Raw genomic sequence first — 16,799 nt, forward strand, 5'->3', positions numbered from 1 at the left:
AGGTCTCCTTGTTTAAGAGTTGCCCATGATCACGGATTCCATCGCATCCGCGACATCCTCGCAATGATCCATGACATCTTCGAGCACTTCGTAGACCTCTTTGAGCTGCATAATGTGAATCGGATCGCTCGAGGTTTTGAATAATTGCCGGATGCTCTCCCGCACCAATTCATCCCCTTCGCTTTCCAAATCGTTAATGCGGATGATGTACTCCTTCATAGCGGACAACTTTTGCTTTTGGAGCAGTTCGATGGCGAGAAGAATTTGCTTGGTAGCTTCTTCGATGAGTTGACCGAATCGCACCATCGTTTGATCTGGTTCCATGATGTCGTATATATAGAGCCGCGAAGCACAAAATTCCAACCCGTCCAGCACATCATCCAGCTTGACGGCAAGGTCCAGAACATCCTCACGCTCGATGGCGGTAATGAATGTCTTGTTGATTTGCACGATAATTTCATGGATGAGCTTGTCGCCTTTTGTTTCGTACTCTTTCATTTCTGTAGAAAAGGTTTTGACAGTCTCTAGTGAAGTAATTTTGTATTCATTAAAATAGATCGCCGTCTGATGCACATTTTTCGCAATCTCATACAAGTCATCCAAGAGTGCATCCGATTTGGTAAAAAGCATTGAACAAACCTCCACTTCGAAAACCCGAATAGGAGTATTTTGAGTGGAGGAGGTGGGGATTATGCACTTTTTCACGAACTCTTTACGAGATAAATAGCTGGGCTGCCATATAGACAGCTACTCCCCACATAATCACAGCTGAAATCATGTTGAGGCCGCGCTGTAATTTTCCAGAACGGTCCAATCGTCCTGCCGTACGACCAGCTACGGACAGGCCGAAAAACCAGAAGCAGGATACGAGGATGCAGGCAATCGTAAAACCCCATTTTTCTGTTCCGGTGTAGCTGAGTGAACTGGTGCCGATCACCCCGATCGTGTCGAGAATCGCATGCGGGTTCAACAAAGAAACTGAGGCAGCAAACATGATTTGTTTTTTTGCCGAAAAGCGCTCCTTTTCTCCATCCTCCGTATTGGGACGGCTACTCCACGTTAAATATCCCATGTACACCAAAAAGAAAAAGCCGACGACATATAGAATCGTTTTTAGCCATGTGACTGTCAATACGACCAAAGAGACTCCCAATACCGCCAATAAAATAAGCAGGGTATCGCAGAGTGCCGCAGTCAGTACGGCGGGCATGGCGCGAAGTAATGTAGGCTGTAGAGCCCCCTGATTAAAAACGAAAACATTTTGTGCGCCGAGCGGTAAAATAAGTCCAAAAGCTAGCACAAAGCCGTGCAAAATCGCTTCCAGCATGATGGTTTCCTCCCCGTGTCTCTCTCAATGCAAAGGTCGTTTTGCATTACTGCCATTATTCACGGTTGTGAATCCGTTGTCTCCAGCCAATTGGTTTACATCCAAACCAACCAATTTGTACAATGATAAGACGAGGAGGAATGTACCTGTGCTGACGATAGACTGGAAGCCGGACAAGTCATCTGACATACCGATCTACGCGCAGATCGTGGCATATATCAAGGGGAAAATTGCAGGCGGAGATTGGCCAATCAATAGTAAATTGCCAACACAAAGAGCGTTGGCGCAAGCCTTTGATGTAAATCGCAGTACGGTGGTGACGGCGTTGGAAGAGCTGAAAGCGGATGGCTTCATTGAAGCAACAGTAGGCAGTGGCTCCGTCGTCAGCAACAACACGTGGTCCTTATTGACGACCGTACCGCCACCGAATTGGCTGGGCTACGTGGAGGCAGGAGCCCATCTCCCCAATTCGCCGACGATTCAAGATATCAATCGTTATGAGCCAGACCCGAGGTACATTCGTTTGGGGACAGGTGAGCTGTCGCCAAGCTTGATTCCTGTTGCGGAGATGGAAGAGGTCATGGCTAGCTTGCAGGGCAAATTGACTCATCTCGGTTATTCGGAGCCAAAAGGGCTGTTGCCTTTGCGTGAGGCGATCAGCAATCATTTGCGGAGCAGGGGGATCGAAGCTTCACCGGCGTCTATTTTGGTCGTTTCGGGGGCCCTTCAAGCCTTGCAGTTGATATCGATTGGCATCCTTCACCGTGGATCTGCCATCTTGCTCGAACAACCTTCGTATTTATTCTCTCTGCCTTTGTTTCAATCATCGGGAATGCGGCTGGTTGGTGTACCGATGGATACGGAAGGAATCTCGCCCCAAGTGCTGACGAGACAAAAACAGGCGCATAACGCGGCGCTTCTCTATACGATCTCGGCTTTCCACAATCCGACTGGGATTAGTATGTCAGAGATCCGAAGGGAGCAAGTGCTGGCCGCATGCGAGCGGGAGAGACTGCCTGTGCTGGAAGACGATGTTTATGGAGAATTGTGGTTAGACGAACCGGGACCATTGCCTTTGAAGGCGAGGGATCAGAGCGGGTTGGTCTTGTATTTGGGCAGCTTGTCCAAAACTCTTAGTCCTGGACTGCGGATTGGCTGGATTGTAGGGCCAGAGCCTGTCATTGAACGTCTCGCGGATGTGAAAATGCAGACAGATTACGGAGCGAGTGCTATTTCCCAATGGGTAGCGACAGAATGGCTCACAAGCGATAGATATTCCCGGCATCTGGATCGCCTGAGAACCGCTCTGCGACACAGAAGGGACAGGATGTGCGAATGTCTTACTCGCTGGTTTGGCGATCTGGCAGATTGGCGTATTCCACATGGCGGTTTTTATATTTGGCTACGTCTGCATCAGGCGGTTTCGATGCGCAAGCTTTTTACGGAAGCATTGGCAAAAGGGGTCCTGTTAAATCCAGGCTTTGTATATGATCAAACGGATAGTCATCATCTTCGCTTGTCCTACGTGTACGCAGAGGAAGCCGACATGGAAAAGGCGCTATTTGTAATAGCGCAGCTCCTGCGTAGCAGGGGGTAATGGAAAGAAGACACCCGCTTCTGTCAGGTGTCTTCTGCTATTTAATGATAAGGGAACTGCGTGGAGTACCCGTTAAACTGCTGATAAGCTTGCTGCAGTTGTTGCTGTTCGGCAGCCTCCAGCTTGTACCATCCCTTTTGGAACATGAGATTAAAAGCATCGCGGGCTGATTGATGGGTTTCATTCAAAATTTGCAGCATGTCATCATAAAGCTGCTGATGGCTGGCTTCACGAACGGCGACGTTAAAGTTATCCGTCAAGTATTTGCAGGTAGCCAAACAATCGTTGAGATAATCACGATCGTTCATTTGCGGACCTTTTACTTGTGGCAGTTGACCGGATTGCGGATTGGCGATCTGGTTTTGGTTTGGCATCCCGATTCCTCCCTTATTGCATTTGATGTTGTGGTTGGGATTGCTGTTGCTGTTGCTGGGACTGTGTCTGCGGAATGGTCGCCATCACTGCGGTGTTGTTGTTTTGCAGGTGACTCAGCAGTTTCTGGTAGTGTCGCTGGTGCATTTGACCTTGCTGTTCCAGACATTGCTTGACCTGGGGATCAGTAGCTTGCTGTGCGAAAGCATGCAGTTTTTTGAAAGCGATCAGTTCCCATGACAAAGCATCCTTGAGATAGCTCAAGTCCTTTGTTGAAATGACCTTAGGCGGTTCGGGAATTGGAGCTTGAGTAAAGGGCTTGGAAGACAGGATGGATGGCATCGGGTTGCTCCTTTCAGATGGAATCATGTATAGGATGAGCAACAAGTCAGGATGTAACCCATGAGGATTGCAGCCAAAAAAAATCCGGTCACAAAGGACCGGATTAGGTTAGCTCCAGCGAAGAAACGACGATGTCGATGCTGGCGGGAGCGATATTGAGACAATATTGAGCTTCTTTGTATAACGTAGATTGAAGATCCTGGATAAGTGCAGGAATATTTGTCATGTAAGGCAGTTTAAGAGCAATCGAAACCTGAAACCGGGGCAAATCCTCAAAGGAGGAGACGATTTTGACCACATATTGGACCTCGTCAAACTGGTCGCAGGTCGCTTGCACGATTTTTCGCAACACCTGAGAATGAATCATGATGCGTCCGCCTGAAAACGGAGGATGAACCACGGTGGTTTCCCCAATGACTTCTTTTTTCGAGCTAAAAATCTGTTGGGCTGAAGAGATGAGGCGCTGAAGGAAATCTTTTTCTACCTCCACACGGGGAATCGGTATCGTGTGCTTGCCCATTGTTTCCCGCACGTAGCGTGCAGCCTCGATTTCCTGCGGCGGCTTGATGGATTCAATCGGGATGAAGTCCACCTGAAAAGGCAAATGCAGCGCTTCGACGATACGACCAATCATCCGCTGTGAAGTTCCTAACACGAGCAGTCGGCCTGGTTGAATCTCGCCAAGACTTCGTCGTACTTCTTCAGCGTGCTCCTTATAATGAAAAATAGCTCGTTTTACTGCCTGAATTTTTGTCTTCTCATATTTGGCAGAGGTTCCGGCCACCTTGCGTCCTTGGTAAATCAGGATGCCATCATCAATAATGGCGTCGATGTTCATTCGGTGAGCAAGTTCTAATGCACTGGTGCTTTTTCCTGTTCCACTGGTGCCGTACAAGGCGTAAATTTCCATGGGACCTCCTTCGTCATTTTTCTCGACTATGCTTGATCTTTTCTATTATACATGACAAGGAAGGGGGACAAAACGACTTTACTGGTATTGTGCCCCCATCTCCCGCGATCTTTCCGCAGCACGCAGGATGGCTGCCGTGACGGCCTCCTGGAATTGATAGGCTTCCAATATTTCCAGCCCTGCCTGTGTCGTTCCACCCGGACTCGTTACTTTTTGGCGGAGAATAGAGGGCTCTTCGCGTGTATCGAGGAGCATATGTGCCGCGCCAATCACGGTTTGCAGCGTTAATTGGCGTGCCATTTCCCGATCCAGCCCCGCTGTGGCACCTGCCCCCATCATGGCTTCTACCAAATAGTAAATATAAGCAGGACCACTTCCAGACAACCCAGTAATGATGTCCAGCTCTTCCTCGGCGACTTCATATACGGTGCCAATTGCTTCGAAAAGTTTGGTGGCCAGCTCGCGATGCTCTTCTTGGACAAAAGGATTCGCGGACAGCCCTGTAGCAGACAGACCAACCGCAGACGATGTATTGGGCATCGTGCGGATAATCGGGCACTCTGCGCCGAGCCACTCTCCGATCAAGCTGGTAGAGACTCCAGCAACTACTGAAATGATCAATTGGTCGGAACGAACGACCCCACGCAAATCCTGCAAAGCCTCTGCTGCATCCTTTGGCTTGATGGCCAAAATCAAAATATCGGAAGTACGGACTACCTCAAATTTGTCCTGGGTAGCAGTTATCCCGTAGTCATTTGCCAACTGTTCCAAACGCTCCATATTGTTGCGGTTCGTGACAGAAATACGCTCAGAAGGGAGTAAGCCTTTCTTTACAATACCGGAAAGCATGGCCTCCACGATCGAGCCTGCACCGAGAAAACCGATCCGCCCTTCTGTAATCGCTGTTGCTTGGTTACTCATGGTGATTCCCTCCCTTTGGACTATCGGATTTGGCCGTTTCCGCGTACGACATACTTGTAAGAAGTGAGCGCTGGCAAGCCCATCGGCCCACGAGCGTGAAGCTTTTGCGTGCTGATGCCGATCTCGGCACCGAAGCCGAATTCTCCACCATCGGTAAAGCGGGTAGAGGCGTTGTGATAAACCGCTGTTGCATCGATCGCAGTCAAAAACTGACGGGCTGCGATTTCATCTTCCGTTACGATTGCCTCGGAATGGCCGGAAGTATGCGCTGTAATATGTTCAATGGCCTCGCTCAGGTTATCGACAGTGCGAACGGCCAGAATCAGCGAAGAGTATTCCGTGTCCCAGTCTTCTGATGTTGCATGGTGTAGTTGAACAGCGAGGTCGGAATGCAGCTCTAACGTACGCTCACAAGCCCGGAGCTCAACGCCCTTCGCAAGGAGCTTTTGAAGCAAGGCACGTTGATTGTCCTGTGGCCAACTGCGGTGCACGAGTAGTGTTTCGGCAGCATTGCATACGGCAGGCCGACTCGTTTTGGCATTGATCACGATGCTTTCAGCCATGTCATAGTGAGCGGCTTCATCCACATAAATGTGGCAGTTGCCGACCCCTGTTTCGAGTACAGGAACGCTTGCGATTTGCAGAACCCGCTGGATCAGTCCTGCGCCACCCCGAGGGATGATGACATCGACGAGACCATTGGCGGTGCACAAGTAATCGACAGAAGCATGTTCGGCATAAGGCAAATACTGCACCGCTTCCGCGTCAAGTCCGGTCGCAGCGAGCGCTTGACGAATACTAGTCACCAACGCGAGGTTGCTGTGAACAGCGCTGTGGCTGCCGCGTAAGACGATCGCATTGCCCGTTTTGATCGCGATAGCTGCTGCGTCAACGGTGACGTTCGGTCTGGCTTCGTATACCATTCCAATGACGCCGAGAGGGACGCGGATTTGTTCGATGAAAAGTCCGTTTGGGCGTGTCCACGAGTTGATTCGTTCCCCAACCGGATCATCGAGGGATACCAGCTGCGTCAGGCTATCCACGAGCTGTGCCATTCGCTCCGGCGTCAACAGGAGACGATCCAGATAGGAGGCAGGCTGGCCGTCTGCTTCCGCGGTGACAATGTCCTTGGCGTTTTCGGAGAGAATGACAGCCTGATCAGCCAGCAGCTGGTGGCCGATTGCGAGGAGCACCTCGTCTTTTTCTTTGCGAGAGAGTATGGCCATTTTTCGTGAAGCCTGTTTGGCCAGGCTTATTTGTGCGTGCACTTTTTTCTTCAAGTCTTCCATGGTTTCTCCAACTCCTTTTTTTATCTACATGGATTCATTTAGATGACAGGCGTCCATTCATCTCGATGTATAACAGTACCGCTGTGTCGCGTTACGTTATCAGGGGAAAGAAAATCACTGAGCTGTGCTGCAGTAAATCTGCTGATACCGCGACCGATCAACGTACCCTCACAGTAAACCTCGATAACCTCACCTTGCTCGAACATGCCGGATACATCGCGAACACCCGCCAAGAGCAAGCTTTTGCTGTTTTCCAAAATCGCTTCCGCTGCGCCGCTATCTACCGTTATTTTTCCGCGGGTAGGGGAATGAAGCGCAATCCATTGCTTGCGTGTAGGAACGCCGTTCGTTGCAGGCGCTTCTGGATGATAGTTGACGTAGGTCCCATTTCCGTTGCCAGTAAGGACTTCCAGCAAATCAGTGGGATTCGTCAATTTTCCGATAAAGCTGGGAATTCCTAATGATTGGGCGGTTTTTGCTGCGATCAGCTTGGAGCGCATACCGCCTGTTCCCAGTTGGGAAGCTCCGCCTGCGAGTGCCTCGATTTCGTCTGTCACACATTCGAGCCAACCCATGTGTTTGGCATCAGCATGATAACGCGGGTCTTTGTCGTACAGGCCATTCGTATCAGTCAGGATCATGTACAAATCTGCATGGATGAGACCAGCGACGAGTGCGCCAAGCATATCATTGTCTCCGAAGGTCAATTCCGCTACGGATACCGTGTCGTTTTCATTGATGATTGGCAAAATGTTTTTATCTAAAAGCAGTGACAATGTGGAGAATGCGTGCTGATACCGTTCCTTGTGAGAAAAGTCGCCGCGTGTGAGCAAAATTTGCGCCACGCTGAAGTTATGGGCGCCGAACATTTGCGTATAGGTTTGCATCAACAGACTTTGCCCGATGGCCGCCGCTGCTTGCTTGGCTGCCAAGGATCGCGGTCGCTGCTGATAGCCTAGACTTTGATAGCCGCTGGCCACAGCTCCCGAGGAGACTAAGACAACCTGATGACCCGCTTCGCGCAATTGACTGATAGCGGAGACGAGCAACGACATTTTCGCCGGATCAACACCGCCCGTAGCTGCTGCAATCGAACTGCTCCCCACCTTTACTACCAAACGCAATTTACCTTTTTTCATGCTCAAAACCCCCTTCTTGCATACAAAAAAGCCCTCTCGTCTCTTTGATAAGGACGAAAGGGCTTGATAACCTCACGCGGTACCACCTTATTTGACGTTTTGGACTGAAGGCATACTTCAGCCAAGAAACGCCCGGCTCTCTTTCTTTGATAACAGGTGAAAGAAACCTGTCCAGGTCTTCCCTGGATGCTCTGGGGTGGGTTCAAACCGATTCAAGGACGAAATCTCTCAGCCGATGGATTTCGCTCTCTGGACCTGAAGGGCGGTTTTACTATTCCCCGTCATTGCCGCTCACTATGTGCTTATTAATTCACTATTATTCGCTGGGACTGCCAGAAATGTCAAGAGGCTTATTGAAATTGTTCATTCCCATAAGCGCCCAACCGTGATTTGATTTCGAACCGTTTGGTCTTTTGATCGCGCACGAGTCGGTAGCGCAGCGTGCGGTCAGAAGCAAAGGAGGAATCGGTTACATCCTCCACGGTCACACTGAGTTCTCCATTGCTTTTTTGAACAGTCGTGTTTCGTACCGAGATCAAAGTCGGATAATCGACGCGTGGGATTGCTACGTATACCTTATCCTTCACCAACTTGGTTGTCATGTTGTCGTACATGGCTTCTGCCAGTGGACGGCTCCAAAAACGACCGAAGTACCCCGTTATCTTGTCTTTGCTGTCGAAGCGCTTAGGCAATTCACGAAAGACGAGACCATCCTCAATCACAGATTTTCCCTTCGCATTGTCCGCAGCAGCGTAATAGACATTTTCCAGCTGATGCTCGGCTTGTTTCAAAAAGAGGACGACATCCATTTTGTTATCGCCGAGCTTTTGGATGGCAGACTGCTTGGCAGGCTTACTCTGTGTTTTGGCCTTGGTTTTGGCCTGATCCTGCTTTACTTGCGTCATGCATCCTGTGACGAGCAAAGAGAGAGCGAGAATTAACATCCAATTTTTCCAGTTAACTTTCATGGCGCACCTCACTTGGGAGCAATCGTTTAACGATAGCGTGTGTGTCAAAAAAGACAAATAGCCCAGTAAATATATGGATAGGGGTTGTCTGACTCTCGGATTATGTCTATCATGGAGAGAGTTGGACAGATCGAACGATTGAGGTGGAATATATGTTTGGGTTTGGCAAAAAAGCAAAAAAACCGGACGGTATTGATGTGTTGATTATCAAAACCGAGGAAGCGAAAAATCGCAACTTTTATCAAGTTGCTTTTCCGAGCGTGGTAGCAAATGATATTTTGTCCATGCTGCAAAAATTGGAGAAATCAAAAATGAACAAGCAAGAGTTCCTGGGGGAAATCGGCGGTTTCCGTATCGTTACCCACTTGGAAGCCTTGACTGGTTTTGAAATTTTGGATGACGCGGATACAGAGGCACATCCGGTACAGATTCAAGATTTTGCCAACATGCTTCTGCGTCGTTTGGAAGCGCTGGAGGAAAGTGGAAAGTTTGACGAAAACGAAGATTTAGCATTCATGATGGGCGAATTGACAATGCTGCGTGATGGCAGCTTTGTACCACAAAACTAATTATGAGAGCCGTTGGGGTAACCGATGGCTCTTTTTTTATTTCTGCTGGTCATAGGCCTTATGGCAGGAGGCCTAGTCGTCCTCGCCAGTTTTTCGCTAGGGACATTCTTGTTAGGGATCGCTCTTGGGATTATCGTCCTGTTCACTCTCATTAACATTTTCATATATCGGCTGCTTGCGACCAGGGGACCAGGCTGGTTAGAGCAGATTGAAGGATAGTCATCGCATAGAAGAAAAGGATATAATTGGGCCGCTCATACAAAGTGCGGCTCTTTTTCATTTCTTCTGAAAAAGTATAACGAAGTTCCGGTTTCCTCCCGATACAAGAAAGAGAGAGATCAGACCCAGGAAAATAGACCAATATGGCAGGAATGGATGCTACTGGGGACGAATTCCAAAAAAAGGGAGTAAGGAAACGATCATGAAAAGAAAGGAGTTATCGTAAGTCATGGTAAAGCGTTTTGCTATCGTTTTTCTCTTGGCACTGCTAGTGGTGCAAAGCGTTTTTTCAGGGAGTGCGAATGCGGCTGCGCCTGGTATGTACACGGATATACAGGGACATTGGGCAAGTGAGCAGATCGACAAAATGGCGGATCTGGGCATCGTAAAGAGAAAGGGATATCAGCCTTTTTACCCAAACAAGCCGATTACTCGAGGCGAAGCTCTGGTTATGCTGAATCGCGTATTTGAGACGGTATACGGACCGATAGAAAAGCCAGAACGCAAGCCAAACCTGGATCATCGCTATCTACTTCGGGGGGAAGTAGATCAACTGCTGAGCAATTTAAAGACCATGATGAAAATCGAAACGGATGATCTGGGCAAGTTTGATCCAGGAGACCGGATGCTGTACTATCTATATTTGGCTGAAACCGGGCAGTTGATGAAAAAACAAGAAAAGGAAAATCCGGACTGGTGGATGTCCAGTGCCGGGATGCAATGGCCATTGACGAGAGAAGAGGCCAGCTTGATCTTGTTTCATATGATGGCACCACAAAAATTCCGTACGGCCAATATTAAACCACAGGATACAGTCTCTTTCTTTAACAGCTATTATGAATGGAAGCGCGACCGATTCTATCGGGATACATATTCACCATACCCACTGGCGATCCGGGAATTCAATCTGTTTCTCACAGATAAGACCTTTTCTCCAAACAAGATCCTGACGCGTGCGGAATACATCGTTGTGATGGATCGACTGATTGATTATTACCGGATGGATGTAGCTTCGCAGTTCCGAGGTTCACCTGCGAATCAGAAGCACATCGCGCAGGTGTATTTACGAGCGGCGAATTTGGCGTACGAAACCAAAAACCAGAAGCAGCTGTCTGCACTCTTTACAGACGATGCGATAAAAAGCATGGCAAAGCTGGAGCAAGTGCCTACGTACAACGGACCGGTACAAGTATCGGTCAAGGCAGACGAAAACAATTCGAAAGCTCTCTGGGTGATTGCTCATTATATAGACCCGAAAAACGGCGACTTCCAGATTGAATACCGATTGGAAGAAGACGCGTCCAACGCTTACGGACGCAAGATCACAACGCTAATTTACTCGGAAAAGTAGCACAGAAAAGAGGACACTGGACAACAAAGTGCCTCTTTTCTATTCTTTCGTGAAGTGACGATTGCAACTGACAGAATTTTCGATTACAATAAAAATGAACGGTGATTCAGTTGGTGGGAGCGTAGCATCTCCGGGCGTGTAAAACAGCCAAAACGTGGGATGTCATTTTTTAACCCACATACTGAATGAGCATTCATTCAACGCAAGACATGTGCTGATGTACACAGGAATATCTATGGAGAAAGTAGAAGTTTTAAAAATGCACTTCTAGTCTGAATATTAGGTATTCACTGTTACGCGGCCATTCTTTTGACCATGAATATGCCATGACTAGGTTTTTAAAAAGGAGGATTTGGAGATGGAACGCAAAATTCGCAAGGCGGCAGTTCTCGGTTCGGGCGTCATGGGCGCCGGGATCGCAGCACATCTAGCCAACGTCGGTATTCCCACTTATTTACTGGACATCGTGCCGCGTGAATTGACAGAAGATGAGAGTAAAAGAGGACTTTCTTTGTCTGATAGCGTGGTGAAAAACCGGATAGCACAAGCGGGCCGTGACCGACTTTTGAAGGAGAAGCCGGCGCCGCTCTACGATAAAAAGAACATCGAACTAATTACAGTTGGTAACTTCGAGGACCATCTGGCTTGCTTGAGCGAGGTCGATTGGATTATTGAGGTGGTTGTCGAGAACATCGAGGTGAAGAAAAGCGTCTTCGCTATGGTAGAAGCGCATCGCAAGCCAGGAACCATCGTGTCTTCCAATACGTCTGGGGTTTCGATCAACGAAATGGCAGAGGGACGCTCTGATGACTTCCGCAAGCATTTCCTCGGCACGCACTTTTTTAACCCACCGCGTTACTTGAAACTGTTGGAGCTGATCCCAGGTATTGATACAGACCCCCAAGTCATCTCTTTCATGAAGCATTTTGGTGAGCATGTGCTCGGAAAAGGAATGGTCGTTTGCAAGGATACACCTAACTTCATCGCCAATCGCATCGGTACATATGGATTGCAGGTGTCGATCCACGAAATGGTGCGACTGAGGCTTGGGGTAGATGAGGTAGATGCGTTGACAGGACCGGTCATCGGCCGTCCGAAGAGTGCGACGTTCCGCACACTCGATGTCGTCGGATTGGATACGTACGTGCATGTGGCGGGTAACGTCAGGAACAAAAGCACGGATGAGCAGGAGCGTTCAGTTTTTGAAGTGCCGGAGTTCGTTCTGCAAATGGTGGAGAAAAGATGGATCGGGCAAAAAGCTGGTCAAGGCTTTTTCAAGCAGGTGAAGACGGAGAAAGGCAAAGAGATTTTGGCACTGTCGGTTGACACGCTGGAATACCGTCCAAGTGTGAGGCCGAAGTTCCCTTCCCTCGAAACAGCCAAAACAGCCAAGACTTTGCCTGAGAAGTTGAGAGCGCTCGCGTACGGCAAGGACAAGGGCAGTGAGTTTGTCTGGAGCGTCTTCAAAAAGGTACTGTTGTACTCTGCGGAAAAGGCTTATGAGATCGCTGACGATATCGTCTCTGTTGATCAAGCCATGAAGTGGGGCTTCGGCTGGGAGATGGGGCCATTCGAAACATGGGATGCCATCGGTCTCGAAAAGTCGGTGGCAAGAATGCGTGAAGAAAACGAGAAGATTCCGGCACTTGTCGAGGAACTGCTCGCGAGCGGGAAAACCTCCTTTTATCAAAAAGAGCAAGGGAAGCGCAGCGTATTTTCCATCGGAGGCACATACAAAGACATCGAAGAGAGCAAGGAAAACATCAACTTGGCAGCCCTTAAGGAACAAGGCAAGCTGATCAAGAAAAATGCGGGTGCCGCCTTGATCGATTTGGGCGATGGAGTCGCATGTCTGGAATTCACCTCCCCGCACAATGCACTCGGGATGGATGTCTTGCACATGGCAAGTCAGGCCGCAGAGGAAGTGCAGAAGAACTTCGCCGGTCTGGTCATCGGTAATCAAGGCAAAAACTTCTGCGTCGGGATGAATCTCGCAATGGCGTTGATGGAAGCACAGGATGAGAACTGGCTGGAGCTCGACATGCTCGTCACCAATTTCCACAAAACCGCACGGGCACTGCGCTACATGCATCGTCCTGTCGTGGCGGCACCGTTCGGCATGACACTTGGCGGCGGTGTCGAGGTGGTCTATCTCGCGGATCGCGTGCAGGTATCGGCAGAGACGTACCTCGGACTGGTAGAGGTGGGAGTAGGACTTCTGCCAGGTGGCGGAGGAACGAAGGAGATGCTGTTCCGAGCAATGGAAAACGTTCCAGTGGGAGGCAGCATGCCAGTCGATCCGTTCCCGTTCGTGGCGAAGGCGTTTGAAGCCATTGCCATGGCGAAGGTATCTACAAGTGGCCAGGAAGCCATCAATCTCGGGTACCTGCGGCCAACTGACCGCATCAGCGTGAATGCTGATCATTTGTTATACGATGCGAAGCAGCTGGTGCTTTCGATGGATAAAGAGGGATACACGCCGCCAGCGCCACGTAAAATTCGCGTGATCGGCGAAACGGGTTATACGAGCCTGCGCCAAAATATTTATGCCATGAAGAAGAGTGGATATATTTCCGAGCATGATGAGCTGATCGCAAGCAAAGTTGCCTATGTCATGTCCGGTGGTAACGTGCCAGCGGGTACAGAAGTGACAGAGAGCTACATTTTGGAGCTGGAAAAGCAAGCGTTCCTCGAACTGATCAAGACACCGAAAAGCCAGCAACGGATGCAGCACATGCTGACCAAAAACAAGCCTTTGCGTAACTAGGGAGAGGGAGGGATAACGATGAGAGAAGCAGTTATTGTCGCGGGCGCCCGCACCGCTATCGGTAAATCGAAAAAAGGAAGCCTCAAGGATTTTCACCCAGTCGATATGGGAGCCGCAGTTGTAAGCGACCTGTTGCGCCGCGTGCCACAGCTCGATCCGGCTGATATCGAGGATATCATCATGGGGACGGCTGTACCGGAAGCTGAGCAAGGCATGAATATGGCTCGCTTAATCGGACTGCGTGCCGGATTGCCGACAAATGTATCGGGAATCACGATCAATCGCTTTTGCTCCTCTGGTTTGCAGACGATTGCTTACGCTGCTCAGCAGATCATGGTCGGTAGCTCCGATGTGGTTGTCGCTGGCGGGGTGGAGAGCATGAGTCTGGTGCCGATGCTCGGTCACAAAATCGCACTCAATCCAACTCTCGTAGAAACGAAGCCGGAAGCGTACATGAGCATGGGCCATACCGCTGAAGAAGTGGCGAAGAGATACAACATTTCCCGTAAGGATCAGGATGCTTTTGCACTTCGCAGCCATCAGCGTGCGACGGCTGCGATTGCCGCGGGGAAATTTCAGGATGAAATCGTACCTTTGACAGTCAAGCAGCATTTTGTGGATGACGCTGGCAAGCTTCACGTTCAGGAACGTGTTTTCGACACGGATGAAGGAGCGCGTCCAGACACGACGATGGAGGCACTCGCCAAGCTCAGACCGGTCTTTCATGTGCAAGGCAGCGTAACGGCAGGAAACTCCTCGCAAACGAGTGACGGTGCGGCAGCCGTTATCGTGATGTCAGCCGAAAAAGCAGCCGAGCTGGGTGTCGAGCCGATTGCCAAGTTCCGTTCTTTTACGGTTGGCGGCGTAGATCCTGATGTCATGGGGATTGGTCCAGTTGTTGCGATTCCAAAAGCATTGAAGCTGGCGGGAATCAGCTTGGAGGATGTCGATCTGTTTGAGTTAAACGAAGCGTTCGCTTCTCAGTCGATTGCCGTGATTCGTGAGCTGGGACTCGATCCTGAAAAGGTCAATGTAAATGGTGGGGCAATCGCTTTAGGGCATCCACTCGGTTGCAGTGGTGCCAAGCTGACCGTCCAGCTATTGAACGAAATGAAGCGCAGAGGCGGCAAATACGGAGTCGTTACGATGTGTATCGGCGGGGGAATGGGAGCCGCTGGCGTTTTTGAAATGATTTAATTTTAAAATAAGGAGAGGGATAGTAATGGCAGAAACAAAAGATTTGATCCGCGGTGGAAGCTTTTTGATCGATGCAGGTTCAGCTGATGATGTATTCGTGCCAGAAGAGTACACTGAAGAGCAAAAGATGATTGCAAAGACGACAGAGGATTTCGTCAACAATGAAGTTCGCCCTCATCTGGAAGAGCTTGAAAACCACCAATTTGATATTTCGGTTCGTCTGTTGAAGGAAGCAGGGGAGCTCGGTCTCTTGGCTGGAGACGTTCCAGAGAAATACGAGGGACTGGGGCTGGATAAAGTCAGCACTGCACTCGTCACAGAGAAGTTCTCGCTGGCTCGCGGCTTTGCACTCAGCTATGGCGCTCATGTCGGTATCGGGTCACTGCCGATCGTGTACTTTGGAAACGAGGAGCAAAAACAGCGTTACCTGCCTGATTTGGCGTCTGGAAAACGAATCGCTGCCTACTGCCTGACAGAGCCAGGCTCGGGCTCAGATGCGCTGGGAGCGAAAACGACAGCGACGCTCTCCGCAGATGGCACGCATTATATTCTCAACGGAGAGAAGCAATGGATCACAAACGCTGGCTTTGCTGATGTGTTTATCGTATACGCGAAAATTGACGGCGAGAAATTTACTGCCTTTATCGTGGAGCGCACATTCCCAGGTGTTTCGTTTGGACCGGAAGAGAAGAAGATGGGGATCAAATGCTCCTCGACACGCACGGTCATTTTGCAAGATGTACCTGTGCCGGTAGCCAATCTGCTCGGTGAGCCTGGAAGGGGTCACGTGATCGCGTTCAACATTTTGAACGTTGGTCGTTACAAGCTCGCGGTGGGCGCAGTCGGCTCCTCGAAAAAAGCGGTGGAACTCGCGACGAACTACGCAAAAGAGCGCAAACAGTTCAAAACCCCAATTGCCAACTTTACTTTAATCAAAAACAAACTGGCGAACATGGCAGTGAAAACGTATGCGGCTGAAAGCTCCGTCTATCGGACAGTGGGTCTGTTCGATACAGCGCTGACTCGCTTGGGTGAAAAAGCGGATGATGGCGCCGAGGTTGCGAAGGCGATTGCGGATTATGCGATCGAATGCTCAATCAATAAAGTATTTGCCACTGAGGTTTTGGATTACTGCGTGGACGAAGGCGTGCAAATCCACGGTGGATACGGCTTTATGTCCGAGTATGAGATTGAGAACATGTACCGTGACTCTCGAATTAACCGCATTTTCGAAGGAACGAACGAAATCAACCGCATGCTCATTCCGGATACGCTCGTGAAAAAGGCGATGAAAGGCGAACTGCCGCTTATGCAAGCAGCAAGCAGTCTGCAAGCAGATCTGATGAGCTATTATCCAGAAGAGATTGAGGATGCACCTTTGGCTATGGAGAAGCATCTGATCAACATCACGCGCAAAATCATTTTGATGGTGGCTGGTTCTGCGTTGATGAAATACCAACAGGAAATGTCCAAAGAACAGGAGCTCTTGGCATTCGCGGCTGACATGCTGATCGAGCTGTATGCAATGGACAGTATCGTGAAGCGGACAGAGAAAGCAATGGCGGCAAATGGCAGCGAAGCTGAGCAGCAAAAGCTGGAAATGACAGCTGTCTATGTACATGAGGCATTCGATCGTATCGAAGGCTGGGCGAAAGAAGCATTGGCGGCGATGGAAGAGGGCGACGAGCTTCGTCTGCGCCTCTCGATCCTCAAAAAGCTGACTCGCCGCACGCCGATCAACACGGTGGCACTCAAACGTTCGATTGCAGATCGCGTGATCGAAGCGGGAGCATATGTGGTGTAGTTCCAAATAGAAGACGAAAAAAGGAGC

The 16,799-nt window shown here is 49.7% G+C and carries 16 protein-coding genes; 7 read left to right on the forward strand and 9 right to left on the reverse strand.

The window, feature by feature from the left end:
* Positions 1 to 12 precede the first annotated feature (12 nt).
* Both C7R91_RS10380 and C7R91_RS10385 read right to left on the reverse strand, forming a co-directional pair.
* On the reverse strand, positions 13 to 630 hold the full coding sequence (locus C7R91_RS10380) for a DUF47 domain-containing protein (protein WP_047073175.1): 618 nt from the start codon (positions 628 to 630) through the stop codon (positions 13 to 15).
* 82 nt (positions 631 to 712) lie between these two features.
* The gene (locus C7R91_RS10385) at positions 713 to 1,327 is read right to left on the reverse strand and encodes a LysE/ArgO family amino acid transporter (RefSeq protein WP_047073173.1); all 615 of its coding nucleotides are present in this window, start codon (positions 1,325 to 1,327) and stop codon (positions 713 to 715) included.
* A 148-nt stretch (positions 1,328 to 1,475) separates the two neighbouring features.
* Between C7R91_RS10385 and C7R91_RS10390 the strand changes: the two genes are divergently transcribed.
* Positions 1,476 to 2,924: an aminotransferase-like domain-containing protein gene (locus tag C7R91_RS10390; RefSeq protein WP_047073171.1), complete on the forward strand. Its 1,449-nt coding sequence runs from the start codon at positions 1,476 to 1,478 to the stop codon at positions 2,922 to 2,924.
* 41 nt (positions 2,925 to 2,965) lie between these two features.
* On the opposite strand, the gene C7R91_RS10395 is transcribed toward C7R91_RS10390, so the two are convergent.
* The 7 genes from C7R91_RS10395 to C7R91_RS10425 form a co-directional block, all read right to left on the reverse strand.
* Positions 2,966 to 3,298: a spore coat protein gene (locus C7R91_RS10395; protein ID WP_047073169.1), complete on the reverse strand. Its 333-nt coding sequence runs from the start codon at positions 3,296 to 3,298 to the stop codon at positions 2,966 to 2,968.
* 13 nt (positions 3,299 to 3,311) lie between these two features.
* Positions 3,312 to 3,638, reverse strand: coding sequence for a ferritin-like domain-containing protein (locus C7R91_RS10400; protein WP_047073168.1), 327 nt, complete (start codon positions 3,636 to 3,638; stop codon positions 3,312 to 3,314).
* Between the two features lie 103 nt (positions 3,639 to 3,741).
* Positions 3,742 to 4,548 carry a hypothetical protein gene (locus tag C7R91_RS10405; RefSeq protein ID WP_047073167.1) on the reverse strand — a complete coding sequence of 269 codons (807 nt, stop codon included), beginning with the start codon at positions 4,546 to 4,548 and terminating at the stop codon, positions 3,742 to 3,744.
* A gap of 78 nt (positions 4,549 to 4,626) precedes the next feature.
* Positions 4,627 to 5,469, reverse strand: coding sequence for a pyrroline-5-carboxylate reductase (proC, locus tag C7R91_RS10410; protein ID WP_047073166.1), 843 nt, complete (start codon positions 5,467 to 5,469; stop codon positions 4,627 to 4,629).
* A gap of 20 nt (positions 5,470 to 5,489) precedes the next feature.
* Positions 5,490 to 6,758: a glutamate-5-semialdehyde dehydrogenase gene (locus tag C7R91_RS10415; protein WP_047073164.1), complete on the reverse strand. Its 1,269-nt coding sequence runs from the start codon at positions 6,756 to 6,758 to the stop codon at positions 5,490 to 5,492.
* Positions 6,759 to 6,796: 38 nt separating this feature from the next.
* Positions 6,797 to 7,897: a glutamate 5-kinase gene (gene proB, locus C7R91_RS10420; protein WP_047073162.1), complete on the reverse strand. Its 1,101-nt coding sequence runs from the start codon at positions 7,895 to 7,897 to the stop codon at positions 6,797 to 6,799.
* 350 nt (positions 7,898 to 8,247) lie between these two features.
* Positions 8,248 to 8,865 (reverse strand): hypothetical protein, encoded by a 618-nt coding sequence (locus C7R91_RS10425; protein ID WP_047073160.1) that lies wholly within the window; start codon positions 8,863 to 8,865, stop codon positions 8,248 to 8,250.
* A gap of 152 nt (positions 8,866 to 9,017) precedes the next feature.
* Here C7R91_RS10425 and C7R91_RS10430 point away from each other — a divergent pair, with 152 nt between their 5' ends.
* The 6 genes from C7R91_RS10430 (at position 9,018) to C7R91_RS10455 (ending at position 16,772) form a co-directional block, all read left to right on the forward strand.
* Entirely contained in the window at positions 9,018 to 9,434 is a 417-nt protein-coding gene (locus C7R91_RS10430) for a glycosyltransferase family 2 protein (protein ID WP_047073159.1), read from the forward strand.
* Between the two features lie 24 nt (positions 9,435 to 9,458).
* Positions 9,459 to 9,653: a hypothetical protein gene (locus C7R91_RS10435; protein ID WP_047073157.1), complete on the forward strand. Its 195-nt coding sequence runs from the start codon at positions 9,459 to 9,461 to the stop codon at positions 9,651 to 9,653.
* Between the two features lie 229 nt (positions 9,654 to 9,882).
* The gene (locus tag C7R91_RS10440) at positions 9,883 to 11,004 is read left to right on the forward strand and encodes an S-layer homology domain-containing protein (protein WP_047073155.1); all 1,122 of its coding nucleotides are present in this window, start codon (positions 9,883 to 9,885) and stop codon (positions 11,002 to 11,004) included.
* Positions 11,005 to 11,362: 358 nt separating this feature from the next.
* Positions 11,363 to 13,771, forward strand: coding sequence for a 3-hydroxyacyl-CoA dehydrogenase/enoyl-CoA hydratase family protein (locus C7R91_RS10445; RefSeq protein ID WP_047073153.1), 2,409 nt, complete (start codon positions 11,363 to 11,365; stop codon positions 13,769 to 13,771).
* Positions 13,772 to 13,789: 18 nt separating this feature from the next.
* Positions 13,790 to 14,968 carry an acetyl-CoA C-acetyltransferase gene (locus C7R91_RS10450; protein WP_047073152.1) on the forward strand — a complete coding sequence of 393 codons (1,179 nt, stop codon included), beginning with the start codon at positions 13,790 to 13,792 and terminating at the stop codon, positions 14,966 to 14,968.
* 25 nt (positions 14,969 to 14,993) lie between these two features.
* Positions 14,994 to 16,772: an acyl-CoA dehydrogenase FadE gene (locus tag C7R91_RS10455; RefSeq protein WP_047073150.1), complete on the forward strand. Its 1,779-nt coding sequence runs from the start codon at positions 14,994 to 14,996 to the stop codon at positions 16,770 to 16,772.
* Positions 16,773 to 16,799 lie beyond the last annotated feature (27 nt).

Source organism: Brevibacillus formosus, assembly GCF_003013405.1.
Classification (GTDB): Bacteria; Bacillota; Bacilli; order Brevibacillales; family Brevibacillaceae; genus Brevibacillus; species Brevibacillus formosus.